This is a genomic window from Streptomyces sp. NPDC058872 (assembly GCF_042743065.1).
Lineage (GTDB): Bacteria > Actinomycetota > Actinomycetes > Streptomycetales > Streptomycetaceae > Streptomyces.
The window spans coordinates 124,942-142,252 of sequence record NZ_JBHYMK010000012.1 but is presented as its reverse complement, the minus strand read 5'-3'; the positions used below and the strand labels follow the sequence as shown (position 1 = coordinate 142,252).

General features: G+C 73.9%; 15 protein-coding genes, 1 tRNA gene and 1 pseudogene. 2 read left to right on the top strand and 15 right to left on the bottom strand.

Annotated elements, in window-relative coordinates; genetic code table 11:
* Positions 1-777 precede the first annotated feature (777 nt).
* A complete protein-coding gene (locus ACFW22_RS10530; RefSeq protein WP_386401364.1) occupies positions 778-2,292 on the bottom strand; it encodes a peptidoglycan-binding protein in 1,515 nt (504 codons plus the stop codon).
* Positions 2,293-2,475: 183 nt separating this feature from the next.
* On the opposite strand from ACFW22_RS10530, the gene ACFW22_RS10525 reads away from it, so the two are divergent.
* Positions 2,476-2,549 (top strand) — tRNA-Lys (locus tag ACFW22_RS10525).
* 475 nt (positions 2,550-3,024) lie between these two features.
* Here the strand turns inward: ACFW22_RS10525 and ACFW22_RS10520 are convergent.
* From ACFW22_RS10520 to ACFW22_RS10460, 13 genes are all read right to left on the bottom strand, one after another.
* On the bottom strand, positions 3,025-3,720 hold the full coding sequence (locus ACFW22_RS10520) for a class F sortase (RefSeq protein ID WP_386401362.1): 696 nt from the start codon (positions 3,718-3,720) through the stop codon (positions 3,025-3,027).
* Between the two features lie 3 nt (positions 3,721-3,723).
* Positions 3,724-4,326, bottom strand: a complete 603-nt coding sequence (locus ACFW22_RS10515; RefSeq protein WP_386401360.1) for a hypothetical protein — start codon at positions 4,324-4,326, stop codon at positions 3,724-3,726.
* Between the two features lie 75 nt (positions 4,327-4,401).
* Positions 4,402-5,181 carry an HAD-IIA family hydrolase gene (locus ACFW22_RS10510; protein WP_384878671.1) on the bottom strand — a complete coding sequence of 260 codons (780 nt, stop codon included), beginning with the start codon at positions 5,179-5,181 and terminating at the stop codon, positions 4,402-4,404.
* Positions 5,182-5,260: 79 nt separating this feature from the next.
* Positions 5,261-6,799, bottom strand: a complete 1,539-nt coding sequence (locus ACFW22_RS10505) for an alkaline phosphatase family protein (RefSeq protein ID WP_386401358.1) — start codon at positions 6,797-6,799, stop codon at positions 5,261-5,263.
* 122 nt (positions 6,800-6,921) lie between these two features.
* Positions 6,922-7,977, bottom strand: coding sequence for a 2-aminoethylphosphonate ABC transporter substrate-binding protein (locus ACFW22_RS10500; RefSeq protein ID WP_386401356.1), 1,056 nt, complete (start codon positions 7,975-7,977; stop codon positions 6,922-6,924).
* A gap of 14 nt (positions 7,978-7,991) precedes the next feature.
* Positions 7,992-8,810, bottom strand: coding sequence for an ABC transporter permease (locus tag ACFW22_RS10495; RefSeq protein WP_386401354.1), 819 nt, complete (start codon positions 8,808-8,810; stop codon positions 7,992-7,994).
* Positions 8,797-9,717, bottom strand: a complete 921-nt coding sequence (locus ACFW22_RS10490) for a 2-aminoethylphosphonate ABC transporter permease subunit (RefSeq protein WP_386401352.1) — start codon at positions 9,715-9,717, stop codon at positions 8,797-8,799. The genes ACFW22_RS10495 and ACFW22_RS10490 overlap by 14 nt, the downstream gene beginning before the upstream one ends.
* A complete protein-coding gene (locus ACFW22_RS10485; protein WP_386401350.1) occupies positions 9,710-10,762 on the bottom strand; it encodes an ABC transporter ATP-binding protein in 1,053 nt (350 codons plus the stop codon). The genes ACFW22_RS10490 and ACFW22_RS10485 overlap by 8 nt, the downstream gene beginning before the upstream one ends.
* A complete protein-coding gene (locus ACFW22_RS10480) occupies positions 10,759-11,445 on the bottom strand; it encodes a phosphonatase-like hydrolase (protein ID WP_386401348.1) in 687 nt (228 codons plus the stop codon). The genes ACFW22_RS10485 and ACFW22_RS10480 overlap by 4 nt, the downstream gene beginning before the upstream one ends.
* Positions 11,442-12,575 (bottom strand): TIGR03364 family FAD-dependent oxidoreductase, encoded by a 1,134-nt coding sequence (locus ACFW22_RS10475; protein ID WP_386401346.1) that lies wholly within the window; start codon positions 12,573-12,575, stop codon positions 11,442-11,444. Before ACFW22_RS10475 ends, ACFW22_RS10480 begins: the two co-directional genes overlap by 4 nt.
* A 133-nt stretch (positions 12,576-12,708) precedes the next feature.
* Positions 12,709-13,467 carry a GntR family transcriptional regulator gene (locus ACFW22_RS10470; RefSeq protein WP_386401344.1) on the bottom strand — a complete coding sequence of 253 codons (759 nt, stop codon included), beginning with the start codon at positions 13,465-13,467 and terminating at the stop codon, positions 12,709-12,711.
* 50 nt (positions 13,468-13,517) lie between these two features.
* A complete protein-coding gene (locus ACFW22_RS10465; protein ID WP_386401342.1) occupies positions 13,518-14,387 on the bottom strand; it encodes a hypothetical protein in 870 nt (289 codons plus the stop codon).
* 125 nt (positions 14,388-14,512) lie between these two features.
* Entirely contained in the window at positions 14,513-15,604 is a 1,092-nt protein-coding gene (locus ACFW22_RS10460; RefSeq protein ID WP_386401340.1) for an ROK family protein, read from the bottom strand.
* A gap of 150 nt (positions 15,605-15,754) precedes the next feature.
* On the opposite strand from ACFW22_RS10460, the gene ACFW22_RS10455 reads away from it, so the two are divergent.
* On the top strand, positions 15,755-16,846 hold the full coding sequence (locus tag ACFW22_RS10455) for a Gfo/Idh/MocA family oxidoreductase (RefSeq protein WP_386401338.1): 1,092 nt from the start codon (positions 15,755-15,757) through the stop codon (positions 16,844-16,846).
* Between the two features lie 12 nt (positions 16,847-16,858).
* On the opposite strand, the pseudogene ACFW22_RS10450 reads toward ACFW22_RS10455, so the two are convergent.
* A pseudogene (locus tag ACFW22_RS10450) lies at positions 16,859-17,311 on the bottom strand (hypothetical protein); the annotation flags it as partial.

Sequence of the window (17,311 nt, the reverse complement as noted above, 5' to 3'; positions counted from 1 at the left end):
CCCGGGTCGCGAACGGCCCCCGTCACGGGGGGAGCGGAACCGGAGCCACGGCCGGGCTCCGACCCGGGAGGTTGGATCGGCCGGTCCGGACGGACGTCGGCCGCGGCGGGGGCTGCGGGGGGCACCGGTCCGCCGGCGGCAACGGCCTCCGTGCCTCGCACCCCCCTTGCAGCGCCTCTTCCCTCCCCACCGGCGTCGGTCCCGGTCGTGGGGTCCGGCGCCGGAGCGGGGTCCATCACCGCGGCGGGAGCCGGAGCAGCAGCGGGAGCAGGCGCGGACGCAGAAACAGGGGCAGGAGCAGCGGGTGCGGGTGCGGGTCCGGTCGGCACCACCCGCACGGCGGGTGCGGGTGGTGCCGGGGGCGTCGCCGGGGAGGCGGCCGGGGCCACGCCGCTGGGGGCACCGGTCGGGGCCCCGGCCGAGGGAGCGTCCGGCTCCGCACCGGACGGCGGTTGGGCCGGGGGCCGCTCCGGCGTCCCCGGCGCGGACACCGCGGGAGGCGTCGGCGGCACGCTCGGCACCGACGCCGTGGCGGTCGGAGCCATCGGGCCCGGCGGAGCGGAGGGGGTCCCGTGCGGGGTCACGCTTCCCCGGCCCGGCTCCTGTGCGGCGGGCTTCGGAGGACGCCCTTGACCCGGATCCGGTGGGGACGTGCGGGGAAGGCTGCCGTCCGTCAGCCGTCTGGCCGTGCGGGCCGCGTCGCGCGAGGCCGCCGCGCCGGAGTCCGGGGGGTTCGGGGTCGATGCCGTCATTCGGGTCCACCTCATGCTCTCGGGGTCATCGGAACAAACGCCGCCAGGTCTCCGGGCCCGGGTAGCCGTCGGCCGCTCCGCCGCGCCAGCCCTGTGCCCGCTGGAACGCCTCGACGTTGCGGCGGTCCGCCTCCGTCCAGCGCGGACCGGGTCCCGACAGGTAGTGCTTGCCGAAGCCCCGCTTCACCAGTTGTTTGCCCAGCTTCTCCACATATGCGTTGGATTGGCCCGGACGGAAGTAGCCACGCCCGGGAAACCCCGTCGCATTCGCGCTCGAACCGCTCGAACCACTCGAACCGCCGATGTCCTTGCCGCCGCCGGTCACCAGGAGCCGCCAGGTGTGCGGCCCGGGAACGCCGTCCGCCTCCTTGCCCTTCCAGCCCTGCGCGAGCTGGAAGGCCTGGGTCGCCCGGCGGTCCGCCCCGCCCCAGCGCGGACCGGGGCCCTGGCTGTAGAACCGCTTGCCGCCGCGCTCGACGAGGAGCTTCCCGAGTTGGGTGACGTAGGCGTTGTTGGCTCCGGGGCCGAACTTCGCCGCCCCGGGGTAGGGCGTCGTCTCCGTGGCCTCCGGCCCGCCGCCCGTGCTGCCGCCGCTCACCACGCCCAGGTAGCGATAGGCCACGTACTTGGCGGAGTTCTCCCAGTACGCCATCGGCGTCGCCTGCTTCCGCGTGCGCGGCTTCGTCTGCTCGTAGGCGATGTAGGAGGTGTGGGTGTAGTCGGTCCAGCCGCCGAAGAGCGTGACGTGGGAGCCCCGGGTCGGGTTGGCCGGGTTGTGGAAGAGCAGGATGTCTCCGGGCTGGAGCTCGGAGCGGTCGATCCGCACGGCGAAGCGGTCGAGGCTGCCGGTCCACTCGTTGCTGCGCAGGTTCCAGGCCATGGAGATGTAGCCCGAGCAGTCCTGGCGGTACCCGTCCGACCAGTACTTCTCCATGGAGTACGGAACCTGGGCGGAGACCCACCTCTTGGCCCGGTTGATGATCTCCGCCCGGGTCGTCGTGCGCAGGGTCTCCGCGGTGATCTGACTGGTCGTCGGGGTGGCGGTCGGCAGCGGGTCGGGGCCGGGGCCCGGCGCGCCGTGCAGCGGCTCCCGCCCGCCCTGCGGGGTGTCGGGGTCGGGTTGGGCGGCGGTGCGGGAAGCGGTCGGTTCGACGGGGTCCGCGGGATCCGCGGACGGGGCGGCCGACGGATCGCGGAGGTCCGGAGGGTCGACGGCCGGGGGGTCAAGTTCCGGGAGCGGCGTTCCCGTCGGGTCCGCGACGATTTCCCCCGGGGCCACGCCCATCGCCCCGCCCGGCGCGTCTGCCGGGGTGAACGGTCCGGCGGGGAGGGCGAGGGCCGCGGCCGTTCCGGCCCCTCCCCCTCCCAGCACCACGCCCGCAGCCGTGACCAGGACCAGTGCACGGCGCGCGCCGTGCGCCGCCGGATGGCCGCCCGCCCGAACCGGCAGGCCCGACGCGAGACCGCGCCGCTGCTGGGCGCAGCCCGGGCAGCCGCAGTCGGCCGCGGGTTCGAACTCCTCGAAGATCGGCACGCTCATGCGATTCCCCTCCACACTCGTCAAGATCTTTTGACCCTTGTTTCGGGCGTCAGTGTCTCAACTGTCTGGACAAATCGCATTTTGACGGATTGAAGTACCGATACGACCATCCGACAGGCCGGGGGCGATCGATATTGGTCAGGAGCACACCTTCGCGTCAGGTAGAGTTATCTCTGTCAGCAGGCGCCGCTAGCTCAGTTGGTTAGAGCAGCTGACTCTTAATCAGCGGGTCCGGGGTTCGAGTCCCTGGCGGCGCACGCAGCGCCAAGGCCCCCTCACCATCGGTGAGGGGGCCTTGGCCTTTCTCCGGGGCGCGCGTCGAACCCTCGTGCGCGACTGGGCAGTTGCCGAGGCCCCGTGTCGAGCCCGGCCGGGGAGGCCTTCCCGCCCCCGGGGCCCCGCCACCTCCGGGCCCGCCGTCCCGGATCCCGCCGTCCCGGGCCCCGCCGGACGGAGCGGCGGAGCGCGTGTCGGCGGACACCCCTGGGCCTCGACGCGCCGACCCCCTACAGTGTGCGGAATCCCGACCTCCCGTGGCGGCACCGGGCTCCTCCCGCAGCCCGAAGGCCCCGCGGTCGAGGACCGGCCCGGTCGGCGACAGCCCGGGACGCGCCCCGCCGACCGGGGCCCGGTCCTGGCACGCCCCCTCCGTCCCGCCGCTCCCCTGCTCGGCCACCCGCTCTCCCCGGGCCGGCCGACGCGCTCCGCGACGGACGGGGCCGGGAGCCCCCTTCAGGCGCTCGGCGCCGCCCCAGCTCCCGCTCCCGCTCCCGTCCCCGCTCCCGCTCCCGCTCCCGTCAGGTATGCCGACACCACCACGTTCGCCGCGTACGTGCCTGTCGCCCGGTCGAAGGCTCCGCCGCAGGTGATCAGACGGAGTTCGGCACGGTGGGGGGCGTGGGGCCCGTAGGCCTTGGCCGGGTCGAAGCGGTCGCGGGGGAAGGTCCGGACGTCGTCGACGGTGAATTCGGCGACCGTGCCGTCCGTCCGGGTGACGCGGACCTTCGCACCGGGGCGCACCGCGCTCAGGTCATGGAAGACGGCCGGGCGGGTCTCGGTGTCGACGTGGCCGACGAGGAGTGCCGCCCCCGCGGCGCCGGGCCGGGTGCCCGAACCGAACCAGCCCACCGTGCGGGGCATCTCGTAGGGCGGCGGGTCGACGGCGCCCGCGCCGTCCAGGCCGCGCGCCACGACGGGTGCGGAGATGCCGAGGGAGGGGAGTTCCACCCGGCGCGGTGCGGCGGGTGCGATCGGCGCGTGGGCCGGGGGCAGTGCGGGGCCGAGCGGACGGCCGACCGCGGCGATGTCCCCGGTGGTCGGCGCGGAGCTGCTCCCGGGGCCCTCGGTGGCCTCGCGCCCCCAGAGCCAGAGCCCGAGCACGAGGACCGCCCAGGCCACGCCGGTGACCGGCCGGCCCGCACCCGCCACCGGTCAGTCCGTACCGGTACCCGTACCGGGGCCGGAGGCGCTGCGGCGGGCGCTGCGGAGGGCGACCGCAACGGCGGCGACCGCGGCCATTCCGAGGCCGAGGAGGGTGTACGGGGTGCCGAGGCCGCTCTCACTGGTGGTCTGGGCGACGCCGGGGGCGGCCGGCGCGGCGAAGGCGGCGGCCCCTCCCCCGCCGGCACGGACCGGGGCCACCGGGGTCGGCGGGGCCGGTGGACGGGTGGGCTCCTGGTGGTGCCGGACCCGGACGGTCCCGGCGGCCGGGTGCCGGTGTCCGTCGCAGTCCACGCCGACCTCGTACGTGCCGTCTTCGAGGCCCGACCTGAGGGTGGTGTCGCCGACCAGCGGGGCACCGGCGCCGTCCCGGCCGGTGAGTTCCGCATTGGCGACGAACGCCGGGGAGGTGGCGACGCCGGTCGTGCCCCCACAGCCCCGGACGTGGACGTCGACGTCCGCGCCGGGACCGGCGGTGGACGGGGTGGCGGTGGCCTTCACCCCGTCGTGGGCGTGCGCACCGCCGGCCGCGGGTGCCAGCACGAGCACCAGGGCCGCCCCTGCGGCACGGAGAGCAATGGGACCTGAACGCATCGTGACCTCCTGATACTGGCAGGGTCACCCGGATCGACGCGGCTCGCATCCGCAGGGGCGGGACGGCCGCCCTCCCTACACCCGGTCGACGATGTCCGCGATCGACTTGACGATCTTCGACGGGCGGAACGGGAAGCGGTCGATCTCCGCCTGCGTCGTCAGCCCGGTCAGGACCAGGAAGGTCTGCATGCCCGCTTCCAGGCCGGCGAGGATGTCGGTGTCCATCCGGTCGCCGATCATCGCGCTGGACTCGGAGTGGGCGCCGATCGCGTTGAGGCCGGTGCGCATCATGAGCGGGTTCGGCTTGCCCGCGAAGTAGGGCTCCTTGCCGGTGGCCTTGGTGATGAGCGCGGCGACGGAGCCGGTGGCCGGGAGCGGGCCCTCCAGGGACGGGCCGGTCTCGTCGGGGTTGGTGCAGATGAAGCGGGCGCCGGCGTTGATCAGGCGGACGGCCTTGGTCATCGCCTCGAAGGAGTAGGTGCGGGTCTCGCCGAGCACCACGTAGTCCGGGTCGTGGTCGGTGAGGACGTAACCGATGTCGTGCAGCGCGGTGGTGAGGCCGGCCTCGCCGATGACGTACGCGGTGCCGCCGGGACGCTGGTCGTCGAGGAACTTGGCGGTGGCGAGGGCCGAGGTCCAGATGTTCTCGACGGGGACCTCGAGGCCCATCCGCGCGAGGCGGGCGTGCAGGTCGCGGGCGGTGTAGATCGAGTTGTTGGTGAGGACCAGGAACGGCTTCCCGGTCTCCCGCAGCTTCTTGATGAACGCGTCGGCGCCGGGGATCGGCACACCCTCGTGGATGAGGACGCCGTCCATGTCGGTGAGCCAGGATTCGATCGGCTTGCGCTCTGCCATGGGTGCGGGACTCCTGCCGTGCAAACGTGCGGTGTGCTGGGGGCGCCGCGACAGCGCTGTGGCGACGCCCCCAGCGTAGTCAGGATGTGCTGATCTCGACCCCGTCGATGGTCCAGTACCAGTTGTTGACGCCGGTGTAGTGGAAGCGGAAGCTGACGTGGGAGGCGCCGGGCGGGACGGCGACCGTGAGGGACTGGGGGCGGGACACGACGTCCGCGGTGTAGCTCTTGACGGGGGTGGGGGTGCCGCCGTTGAAGCTGGCGAGGACCCGGGCGGTCTGGCGCCCCTCCTGCCGGTAGAAGGTGGTGAAGTCGAGGGTCACCGAAGCCGCGCCGGAGACGTCGTACGCGGGTGTGACCAGCGTGGAGTCGTAGCTGCCGGAGAAGCTCTTGTCCGCCCATTCGTCGGAGTCGGCGACGGCGAAGACGCCCCGGGCACGGACGTTGAGCTCGCGGGACTGGTCGCGCTGGGTGCGGGACCAGAACTCGTCGGTGGCGAAGGACCAGCCGCGCCACTCGGTCACCCCACCGGTGCCCATGGCGTTGTTGATGACGGACCAGCCGCTGGGCGGGGTGTGGGTGAAGCCGAGGATCCCGTTGGGGATTCCGGTCTCGTCGACGCGGCCCGTCAGCGTTCCGTAGAGGTCGTCGAAGGGGTCGTCGGAGCGCTGCTGGATCGGCTTCCCGTCGAGGCCCCAGGACGGGTCGGGGTCGATGCCGAGCTGGTGGAAGACGGTGGCGGCGACGTCGACGAGCCGGGTGTCGATGGGGCGGGCGCCGGCGGCGATGCCGGGCCCCTGGGCGAGGACGAAGGTGCGTCGTTCCTCGATGCTGGAGCCGCCGTGGCCGCCGGCGTCGGTGTGGCCGTGGTCGGTGGTGACGATGATCGTCCAGCGCTCCGCGGCGTAGGTGGGCCGGGCCCGGACGGCGGCGAGGAGCCGGCCCAGATAGCCGTCCTGGACGTCGATGGCGTCCAGGTACTTCCGGCTGCCGGCACCGTGGTGGTGGCCGATCTCGTCGGTCTCGCCGAAGTAGACGAAGAGGACGTCGGGGTTCTGGTGGCGGAGGACGTCCTCGGTGATGTCGGTGATCAGCCCGTCGTTGACCGCGTAGTCGTTGTCGTACACCAGTGTGGCGTCGGCGCCGGGGGTGACGGTGCCGTGGGTGTCGAGCTCGGGCCAGTCGACGGCAGCGAAGAGCGAGAGCTCGGGGCGGACCTGGTGCAGGCGGGCGAGGAAGCCGGGGTACTGCCCGTAGTTCTTGCCGCTGAAGCTGTTGTCCCTGACGCCGTGCTTGTCGGGCCAGACGCCGGTGGAGATCGTCGACCAGCCGGGGCCGGAGGAGGTCGCGGCCATCGGGTTGGCGTAGAGCAGGGAGCGGCCGTAGGTGCCGTTCGCCATCAGGGACTTGAGGGTGGGGGCCTTGGCGGCGTCGATCCGGTCGTGGCGCAGGCCGTCCATCCCGACGACGAGCACCTTGTCCGTGCTGGTGCCGTCGGGGAGCGCGGGGACGGCGGGCGCCGCCAGGGCGGCGGGGGCGGCGAGCCCGGTGGCGGCGGCTGCTGCGGTGGCACCGGCGGCGGCGAGCACGGTGCGGCGGGAGATGCCGGTGATCGGCATGTCGGAGTCCTCCGTCGAAGGGGTCTGGGCACGGCAACGCCCCTGATTCCTCAGGGGCGTTGGTCCGTACCCGTTATCTTTCCGCGATGTTCGGGGGCGTTCCAGGAGTGCTCGGTGAACTCTTAGCTTCCGGTCGCGGACTTCCACGCGTCGACGAGGGCGGTGAGGTTCTCGTCGATGTCGGCCCAGTTCGGTTCGAAGACCTCCACGCCCTCCATCAGGGCGGCCAGTTCGATGGCGTTGGCGTCGGTGGCCTTGACGTCCGTGCGGGCCGGGAAGCCGCCGCCGATCGAGCTGACCTCGCGCTGGGCCCCCTCGCTCAGCAGGAAGTCGAGGAGCTTCTTGCCGTTCTCGGTGTGCGGGGCCCCGTCCACCAGGCCGGCCGCGTACGGGAGGGCGAAGGTGGTGGGCGCGCCGCCGTCCCTGGCCGGGAACCAGATGCCGAGGTTCGGCATGGACCGGGCCTGGGCGAAGTTCATCTGGACGTCGCCGTTGGCGACGAGGAGCTCGCCCTTGTCCACCTTGGGGGCGAGCTTGGAGGTGGAGGAGGACGGTCCGACGTTGTTGGCCTGGAGCTTCTTCAGGTACTCCATCGCCGGCTGCTGGCCGCCGAAGTCGTGCATCGCCTTGATGAGGACGGCCGTGCCGTCGCCGGCGACGCCGGGGGTGGAGTACTGGAGCCGGTCCCGGTACTTCGCGTCGAGCAGTTCCTCCCAGGTCTTCGGCGGGGTCGGCAGCTCCTTCTTGTTGTGGACGAAGCCGAAGTAGTTGTTGACGACGGAGGTCCAGGTGCCGTCGCCGGACTTGTCGCCGCCGTTCACCCGGTCGGAGCCCTTCGGCCGGTACTCCTGGAGCAGGCCCTTGGAGCCGGCCTGCTGGATGAAGGGGGGCAGGGTGACCAGGACGTCGGCCTGGGTGTTGCTCTTCTCGCGGAGGGCGCGCTGCACCATCTCGCCGGAGCCGCCCTCGACGTACTTGACCGTGATGCCGGTCTGCTTCTCGAAGTCGGCGAAGACCTTGTCGTACCAGCCGTCCCCCGACTCCCCCTTGAGGCCGTCGGCACTGTAGACGGTGACGACCTTCTCGTCGGAAGCGGCCGAGGAACCGCAGGCGGTCAGGGTGGCGGTGAGGGCGAGGGCGCCGATGACGGCGGCGATCGGCTTGGCGTGGGTAAGCATGACGTCGTTCTCTCCTAGCGGTACGGGGCTTTGGTGCGGATGCGGGAGACGAGCAGCAGGGCGAGCAGCGTCGCGGTCATGAGGACCACCGCGAGCGCCGAGCCCGTGAACAGGGAGCCGCGGTCGGTGGCGGTGAAGATGAGCACCGGCAGCGGGGTCCAGTCCGGCGGGTAGAGCATCATCGTGGCGCTCAACTCGCCCATGGACAGGGCGAAGCAGAGTCCCGCGGCGGCGTTCAGGGACGGCAGCAGCAGCGGGAGCTTCACCCGGAGCAGGACGCGGGAGGGGCGGGCGCCGAGACCGGCCGCCGCCTGCTCGTACACCGGGTCGAGGCGCAGGATCGCGGCCGAGACCGACTGGTGGGCGAACGCGGTGACGAGCACGGTGTGCGCGAGGATCACGATCCAGCGGGTGCCGTTGAGGAGTACCGGCGGCTGGGAGAAGGCGACCAGGACGGCGAGGCCCACGACCACGGACGGCACGGCGACCGGCAGGACGAACAGGGTGTCGACGAGCCTGCCCAGGAGCCTTGCGGGGCCGCTCGTCCCCTTCCGGAGGGCGGATGCGGCGAGGGCCGCCCAGGTGCCGACGGTCAGCGCGATCAGGCTCGCGGTGACGGCGGTGACCAGGCTGGTGGTGAGTGCCTGGAGGGACTCGCCGCGGACGGCCGCCGCGTAGTGGGCGGCGGTGGGTCCGGAGGGGAAGGCACCGGACCAGTGGGTGGCGAACGAGGCGGTGAGGATGACGAGGAGGGGCAGGGCGAACAGCGGGACGAAGAGGACGGCGCCCAGGGCCCACGTCGCCCACCTGCCCGTGCGGCTATGCACCAGCACGACGGCTCACCCCCCGGTAGAGGACGTAGAGGCCCACCGAAAGGGCGACGTTGACGACGGCGACCACACAGGCGGCGGCGTAGTCGGATTCGAGGATCGCCTTGCCGTAGACGAGCATCGGGAGGGTGGTGACGCCCTTGGCACCGGTGAAGAGGACGATCCCGAACTCATTGAGGCACATGACGAGGACGAGGCTGCCGCCGGCGGCGAGCGCGGGCAGCGCCTCCGGCAGGATCACCTGCCGGACGATCCGCAGCGGCCGGGCGCCGAGCGAGGACGCCACTTCCAGCTGGGCGGTCTCCATCTGCGAGAAGGCGGCCAGGAGGGGGCGCATCACGAACGGGGTGAAGTAGGTGATCTCGGCGAGCAGGACGCCCCACGGGGTGTTGAGGAAGTGGAAGGGGCCGGTCTGGTCGCCGGTGAGGTCCGTCCAGATCCCGTTGGCCGTGCCGACCGTGCCGTAGAGGAAGAGCAGGGCGAGCGTGATCAGGAAGGACGGGAAGGAGAGGAAGACGTCGATGGACTTCGACACCGCCTTCCCGCCGGGGAAGGGCACGAACACGACGATGAGCGCGAGGACGAGGCCGAGCACGAGACAGCCCGCGGTGGAGGCGACGGCCAGCCACACGGTGGTGACGAGCGCCTCGCGGAACGCCGAGGAGGCGAAGACCCCGGCGTACGCACCGGGGGTGAGGGACTCCCGGACGACGAGGGCGAGGGGGTAGAGGAAGACGAGCGCGAGGACGGCGACGGGCGGGAGTGCCCACGTCCAGGGGGGAACCGTGCCGGTGGTCGCGGTGCGCCCCTCCCCCGGCCCCCGTGCGGGAGGCGCCCCGGGGACGGAAGGGGCGGACGCGGCCTCCGGTGCCGGGGGCGCTGCGGCGGGGCCCCGTACCGGGCTAGCCATCGTGCACCCCCGCGGCCAACAGGACCGCGTCCTCCGGGGCGAAGTGCAGCGTCACCTCGCTGCCGAGGGGCGGGGGCTCCCTCAGCTCCCGGACGTCCGCCTTCACCCGGTGCCCGCCCACCTCGACGTACAGCCGGTGGGTGGAACCGCGCCACTGGACCTCGACGATCCGCCCCCGCAGCGGGTTCGGGCCCTCGCCCAGGCCGACGAGGTGCGGGCGGAGGCAGAGGGTGGCGGCCGACCCGGGGGCGGCGCCGGAGGGCGGGACCTTCAGCTCGGTGCCCGCGAAGACGGCGCCGTCGACGCCGACCCGCACCGGCAGCAGGTTGGCGTTGCCCACGAACGAGGCCGTGAACGCGGTGCGCGGCCTGCGGTACAGGTCGTGCGGAGTGCCGCAGTCCTGGAGCCTGGCCCGGTCCATGACGGCGATCCGATCGGCCAGGGTCAGCGCCTCGACCTGGTCGTGGGTGACGTAGAGGATCGACACGTCCGGCAGCTCGCGGTGGAGCCGGGCCAGCTCGGCGAGCATTCCGGAGCGCAACGGGGCGTCGAGGGCCGACAGCGGCTCGTCGAGGAGGAGGACCTCGGGGCGGATGGCGAGGGCGCGGGCGATGGCGACGCGCTGCTGCTGGCCGCCGGAGAGTTCGCGGGGGTGGCGGCGGGCGTAGGCCGCCATGCCGGTCATCTCCAGGGCTTCGGCGACCCGCCCCGGGATCTCCCCCTTGGGGACCTTCCGGGCCTTCAGGCCGAAGGCGACGTTGGCCTCCACCCGCAGGTGGGGGAAGAGGGCGTACTGCTGGACGACCATGCCGATGCCGCGCTTGTACGGGGGGAGCGCGGTGACGTCGCGGTCGCCGATGAACACCCGCCCGGAAGCGGGCCGGACGAAGCCGGCGACGGCCCGCAGCGCGGTCGTCTTGCCGGAGCCGGAGGGGCCGAGGAGGGCCATGACCTCGCCGGGTTCGACGGTCAGGTCGAGGGAGTCGAGGACGGTGGTGCTCCCGTAGGCGACGGTGACGCCGTCGAAGCGGATGCCGCCGGTCACGCCCCGCACTCCCGGATCAGACCGGGCAGTTCCGCGACCGAGGGGAGGACGTGGGTGGCGCCGTGCTCCTTCAGCGCGGCCTCGCCGTGCGCGCCGGTGAGGACGCCGGCGACGATCCCGGCGCCCGAGCGGACCCCGCTGAGCATGTCGTACGAGGTGTCGCCGGCGACCACGACCCGGCGGACGTCGTCCACGGCCCCGGTGCGGAGGAGGGCGGCGAGGACCATGTCGGGGTACGGGCGCCCCCGGCCGCCCGCGTCCGCGGGGCACAGGGTCAGCTCGACCAGGTCGCGCCAGCCGAGGGCGTCGAGGATGGCGTCCTGGGTGGTCCGGGCGAAGCCGGTGGTGAGGACCACGGTCCGGCCCTGGTCGCGGAGGGCGGCGATCGCTTCGGCGGCGCCGGGAACCGGGGCGATGAGGCCGGCGGCGACCCGCTCGCCGTACGCCTCCTCGAAGGCGGTGTTGGCCCGTCCGGCACGGGTCTCGTCGCCGCCGAACAGGTGGCGGAAGACGGAGATCTTGGACTCGCCCATGGTGGCGCGGACGTAGTCGATCATCGTGGCGGGGTCTTCCCCGAGGCGTTCGGCGGCGGCCGTGAAGGCCTGTTCGACGAGGCCGCCGTCGGCGACGGTCGTGCCGGCCATGTCGAGGACGATCAGGTTCGACTTCTGCACGGTGTTCACCAGCCCAGTTCGTTGGCGGTCGTTTCGGCGATGGCGGGCGAGCAGGTCATGCCGCGCCCGCCGGGCCCGGTCACCAGCCAGATCCCGTCGTCGACCCGCTGGCGGTGCACGACCCGGCCGGTGTCGACGCACTGCGCGTACACCCCGGCCCAGCGGCGCCGGACCTTCGGCATCGGGCGGCCCAGGAGGGATTCCACGACCCGGCCGAGGTGCTCATAGGGGTCTTCGAGGGTGTCGAAGGCGAAGGGGTGCTCGTACTCGTGGGTGTCGCCGATGGTCAGTCCGCCGTCGAGCCGCTGCACCATGAGCAGTTGCATCTTGTGGGCGGCGGCGGTCGGGTCCTGTGCCTGGCCCTCGTTGAGGGCGTCGAGGGCGGACGAGGCGTACGCCGGGTAGTAGCGGAAGGAGTCGGCGTCGGCGACGGAGGTGGTGAGCGGCTCGCCGAGGGGTTCGGTCTGCATCATCTGGAGCCGGACCCGGCGGACGGGCAGCTCGCCGGCGACCTCGCGGACGAGGCCGGAGAGCCAGGCCCCGGTGCACAGGACGACGGCGTCGCCGGTGTGGGTCTCGCCGCGGTCGTCGCGGACGGCGCGGCCCCCGGTCCCCCGGGTGGCCACGTCACGGACTTCGCGGTCGGGCAGGAAGGTGTAGCGGCCGGTGGCGAGGAGGGCCTCGCGGAGGGCGAGTTGGGCGGTGCGCGGCTCGACGGCGGCGTCCCGCTCGCACCACAGGGCGGCCTCGAAGTCCCCGCGCAGGGCGGGGTTGATCGTGCGCGCCTCGTCGGCCGTCAGCAGCCGGTAGCCGCGGGCGGCGGCGTCGGGACGGGCCGCGGCGGCCTCGGCGACGGCGCGTTCGAGCGCGTTCCGCACGGGGGTGAGGGAGCCGATGGCCCGGAAGCCGAGCCCGGGGACGCGGGCGCCGATGTCCTCCCAGAGTTCGCGGGCGCGGAGGGCGGTGTCGAGCTCCTCCCCGCCGGCCCGGCCGCTCACCCAGATCTGGCCGAAGTTGCGGAGGGACGCTCCGCGCGCCTCGGCCTCGCGCTCGATGTGCACGACCTCGTGGCCGCGTTCCACTGCGTGCCAGGCGTGCATGGTGCCCACCACGCCGGCTCCTACGACGATCACCTTCATGACCGAAACGGTCGTGGCGGCGGGTGGACCGGACGGATCCGGCGGTCGACGGAACGGTGAACGGACCGACAAGCTTGGACCAGACCCGTTATCTTCTCGTGACCAAACACCCTCGGGTGACCGACCGGCCCGATCAGTCCTGCGGGCCCAGGCGGGTGGTGAAGCTGAACCTGTCACCCCGGTAGAGGGTGCGCACCCGCTCCAGGGGCCGCCCGGCGGCGTCCCGCGAGGCGCGGTGGAGCAGCAGCATCGGCAGGGCGGGCGGGGTGCCGATGAGCAGGGCCTCGCGCGGGGTCGCGAGGACGGTCTCGATGCGTTCGTCGGCACCGCCGAAGGAGATCCCGAGCCGGTCGTGGAGGTAGGCGTAGAAGGAGGAGTCCGGATCGAAGTCGGCGTCCAGCCGCGGGGCACGGGCCTCGGAGACGTACGTGCTCTCCAGGCCGACCCGCTCGTCATCGGCGAGCAGCACGCGCTCCATGTGCCAGACGGGCTCGCCCCGTTCGGCGCCGACCTCGGGGGCGAGCGCCTCCGGGCAGGGGAAACGGTCGAGCGAGATCAGACTGCGGCCCGGGCGCCGCCCTTGCCGACGGACCCCTTCCGTGTAGCTGGCGAGCGAGAGGGGCTGCTCCAGTTTGGGGCCGGCGACGACCGTGCCGCGGCCCCGACGGCGCACCCGCCCCTCCAGGAGGAGTTCGCGCAGGGCCTGCCGGACGGTCTCCCGGGACACTTCGTACCGGACGGCCAGGTCCCGCTCCGTGGGCAGCGCTCCGCCCTCCCCCAACTCGTCCACGAGGAGTGCGAGCTTCGCCTTGACGGCGTAGTACTTGGGAACGCGGCCGTGCTCGGGGACGCCGGAGCGGACGGGGGCGCCGGGGGTGTTCTGGTAGTTCACCCGGGGATGGTCGCAGACGGGGATGAACGGGAAGGGGCGCGGAGCACGGCTCAGCGGTGCCGGGGGCGCCGTGCGACCCGGAGGAGCACGGCGCCGAGCAGGACCAGGCCGACCGCGAGCGGGGCCGTGACGTACAGGTGCGTTTCCGACTCCCTTCCGGTGCGGGCCAGTTCGGGGAGCGGCACCGCGGCGCCGGCGTCCTCGGGGCGGGCCGCGGCGGGGGCCGACGGGTCGGCCGGGCGGCCGGGCGGTGCCGAGGGCTGCGGCCTTTCGGGTGTGTCAGGTGCCGTGGGCGCGTCGGGGCGGTCGGGGGCCGCGGGGCCGACGGTCAGGCGGTAGTCACCGGACTCTCCGACCCAGTCCCCGTCGTCGCCGCGGCGCTGCACCACCGCCGCGTTGACCACGACCTCATCGGGCGTCGTCTCCGCTCCGAAGGCCAGGCGCACGGGAACGGTGAGGGTGCGGCCCGCGGGCACCGCGAAGCCCCCGAAGCCGGTGAACGCACCCACGTTCTCGGCCTCCTCGGTCGCCTCGAAGGCCACCGGGCGCCAGCGCGCGGCGCCCTCGTCGTAGAACTCGAAACGGATCTGCTCCGGGCGCAGGGCCCGGTCGCGGTCGGTGAGGACGAGCACCGGGTGGACGCCGGAGCAGGGCGCGTCGGTGGTGTTGGTGAGGTCCAGCTTCCAGTCCTGGAGGGGCCCTCCGGCCCGGTAGTCGGGCGGGCCGCCGTGGAGCCGGGTGTCCAGCGGGAAGCCCCCGCCGGTGGGGGTGCCGCACCGGGGGGCCGGGGCGGCGACCGGGGAAGCCGTGGAGTGGGGGGCCGCCGCGGAATCCGGAGCGACGACCGCGAAGGGGGTCGTCGCGGCGGCGACAAGGGTGGCGGCGCGGACGCCGCTGAGGCGCCGGGAGACGGTTGCCATGGGCGGGTCTGCCTTTGTCGCTCGCGGTCGTGGGGACGACGGCGACGCTGCCACGCGGAGGACGGCGGGCGGGGCAGCGACACCGGAAACACCCCCGGAGGGACCGCACCTTCCGCCCGATCGGCCTACTTTCCGATGATCGGACGATCGGAGCGCACTTCCCTCCCGAACACCGGCGCCGTCCTCAGCCACGCCGCACCCTCCGCCACCAGGTCCCGCCCCACCGCACACTCCACCGGAACCGTCAGGCCGAGGCCGGCGAGCACCTCCCGCACGCCCCCCACGAACGCCTCCGGCTCGGTGAGCACGGTCCGTCCGCCCAGCACCACCCGGTCGACGTCGAGCAGCCGGACGAGGTTCGCCGCCCCCGTGCCCAGGACCCTCGCCGCCTCGGCGAGTTCGCCGCGGGCGACCGCCGCCAGGCAGAGCACCTCCAGACAGCCCCGCCCTCCGCAGCCGCACGGCGGCCCGTCGAGCTGCACGGTCTGGTGCCCCAGTTCGCCGGCCCCTCCCCTGTCCCCCCGCAGCGGCGCACCGCCGAGGACGAGACCGGCGCCGAGCCCGGTCCCCAGGTGGAGGTAGGCGAAGGAGTCGGGCGCGGCGGGACGCAGGGAAAGGGCGAGGGCAGCGGCATGGGTGTCCTTGTCGAGGACGACGGGCAGCCCCAGGCGCGCCACCAGTTCGTCCCGCACGGGTCGCCCGGCCCACTCGGGGAAGCCCGTCACCCGGCCCGGCACCCCGGCCCGGTGGTCCAGCGGCCCGGGCATGGCGACCCCGACCCCGAGGACGGTCGCACCGGCCGGGGCCCCGGCCAGCAGCGCCCGCACCTCCTCCACCACCGCGTCCAGCACGGGTTCCGCCCCCGCACCCAGGTCCGCGGGGCGTCGGCGCAGCACCAGGACCGTGCCCGCGAGGTCGGCCAGGAGGGTCGTCAGTTCGTCGCGGTCGAGGTGGACCCCGACGGCGTACCCGGCGGAGGGCACCAGCCGGAGGACCGTGCGGGGCTTGCCGCCGGTGGAGGCCCTGTGGCCGGCTTCCACGGCGAGGCCCCCGGACCGGAGCCGCGCGGTGATCTTGCTGACGGCCTGGGGGGTGAGCCCGGTCCGCCCGGCCAGCTCCAGTCGGCTGATCCCCGCCTCGCCCGCCGTGCGCAGCAGGTCGAGCACGAGCGCCGCACTGTGGCCGCGCGCCGCCGATACGTGCTCCTCCGCTTCCACCGGTTCCTCCCTCTCCCCCGGTCCGCCTTCTCGCCGGTCCGCTCACGGGCAGGTCCGTCCGCGCCGGGCCCACCCCCGCGCCAACCGCCCTCAGATCCCCATTCTCGCTGCCGCTTGCACTTTGGCAACCACGTTGCTTAAGTGGCCGGCATGACTGGCACCGACCCCCGCACCCCGCTCCGCGTCGGACTCGTCGGCTACGGCCTCGCGGGCTCCGTCTTCCACGCCCCGCTGATCGCCGCCTCCGAAGACCTCGTCCTCACCGCCGTCACCACCGGGAACCCCGAGCGGGCCGCTGCGGCCCGCTCGGCCCACCCGGGCGTCCGGGTCGTCGCCCGCCCCGCGGAGCTGTGGGAGCGGGGCGGGGCCGAGGAGCTGGACCTGGTCGTCGTCGCCTCCCCCAACAAGACGCACGTCGCCGTCGCCACGGCTGCCCTGGAGGCGGGCCTGCCGGTCGTCGTGGACAAGCCGCTCGCCGCGACCGCCGCCGAGGCCCGCACGCTCGCCGCCCTCGCGGAGGAACGCGGCCTGCTGCTCTCGGTCTTCCAGAACCGCCGCTGGGACGGCGACTTCCTGACCCTCCGCCACCTCCTCGACGAGGGCGCGCTCGGCCGGATCCAGCGCTTCGAGTCCCGCTTCGAGCGGTGGCGGCCGAAGCCGAAGGGCGGGTGGCGCGAGTCCGGCGCCCCCGAGGAGATCGGCGGGCTGCTGTACGACCTGGGCAGCCACGTCGTCGACCAGGCCCTGGTCCTCTTCGGCCCGGTGGTGTCGGTGTACGCCGAGTCGGACGTGCGCCGGCCGGGCGCCGAGGCCGACGACGACACCTTCTTCGCGCTCACCCACGCGAACGGGGTGCGCTCCCACCTGTACGTGAGCGCCACCACCGCCCAACTCGGCCCCCGATTCCGGGTGCTCGGGCAGCACGCCGGCTTCGTGAAGTACGGGCTCGACCCCCAGGAGGCCGCCCTGCGCGAGGGGCGGCTCCCCGGCCCCGGTGCGGCCTGGGGCACGGAACCCGAGGAGCTGTGGGGCCGGATCGGGGCCGGGGAGTCCCCGCCGAGCGGCGGCGGCACGCCGGTGCAGTCGCTGCCCGGCGACTACCCGGCGTACTACGCGGCCGTCGCCGCCGCCGTGCGCGGCACCGGCCGGAACCCGGTCACCGCGCACGAGGCCGCCGCCGCGCTCGACGTCCTGGAAGCGGCACGACGGTCGGCCCGCGAGGGTCGCGTGGTCACCTTGTGACCGGCGCCCCGGTCAGACGGACCGGCGACGACGCCGACTGACCATCACCAGCGCCCCACCGCCGAGGGCGAGGGCGACCGCGGTGACGCCCATGACGACCTTCCCGGTGCCGGCTCCGGTCTCGGAGAGCGAACCCTGGGGGCCGTGGTTGCCGCCCGAGCCGCCGTAGCCGCCGTCGTCTCCGTAGCCGCCCGAGCCGCCGTATCCGCCGCTGTCCCCGTAGCCGCCCGAGTCACCGCCACCGCTGGTCCAGCCGCCGCTGCCCGACCCACCGGTCGTCCAGCCTCCACTGGTGTGGTCAGTGGGCGTGGGGGTCGGCGTCGGATCGGTCGGGGTCGGCGTCGGATCCGTGGGAGTCGGCGTCGGATCCGTCGGGGTCGGCGTCGGATCCGTGGGAGTCGGCGTCGGATCCGTCGGGGTCGGCGTCGGATCCGTGGGAGTCGGCGTCGGATCCGTCGGGGTCGG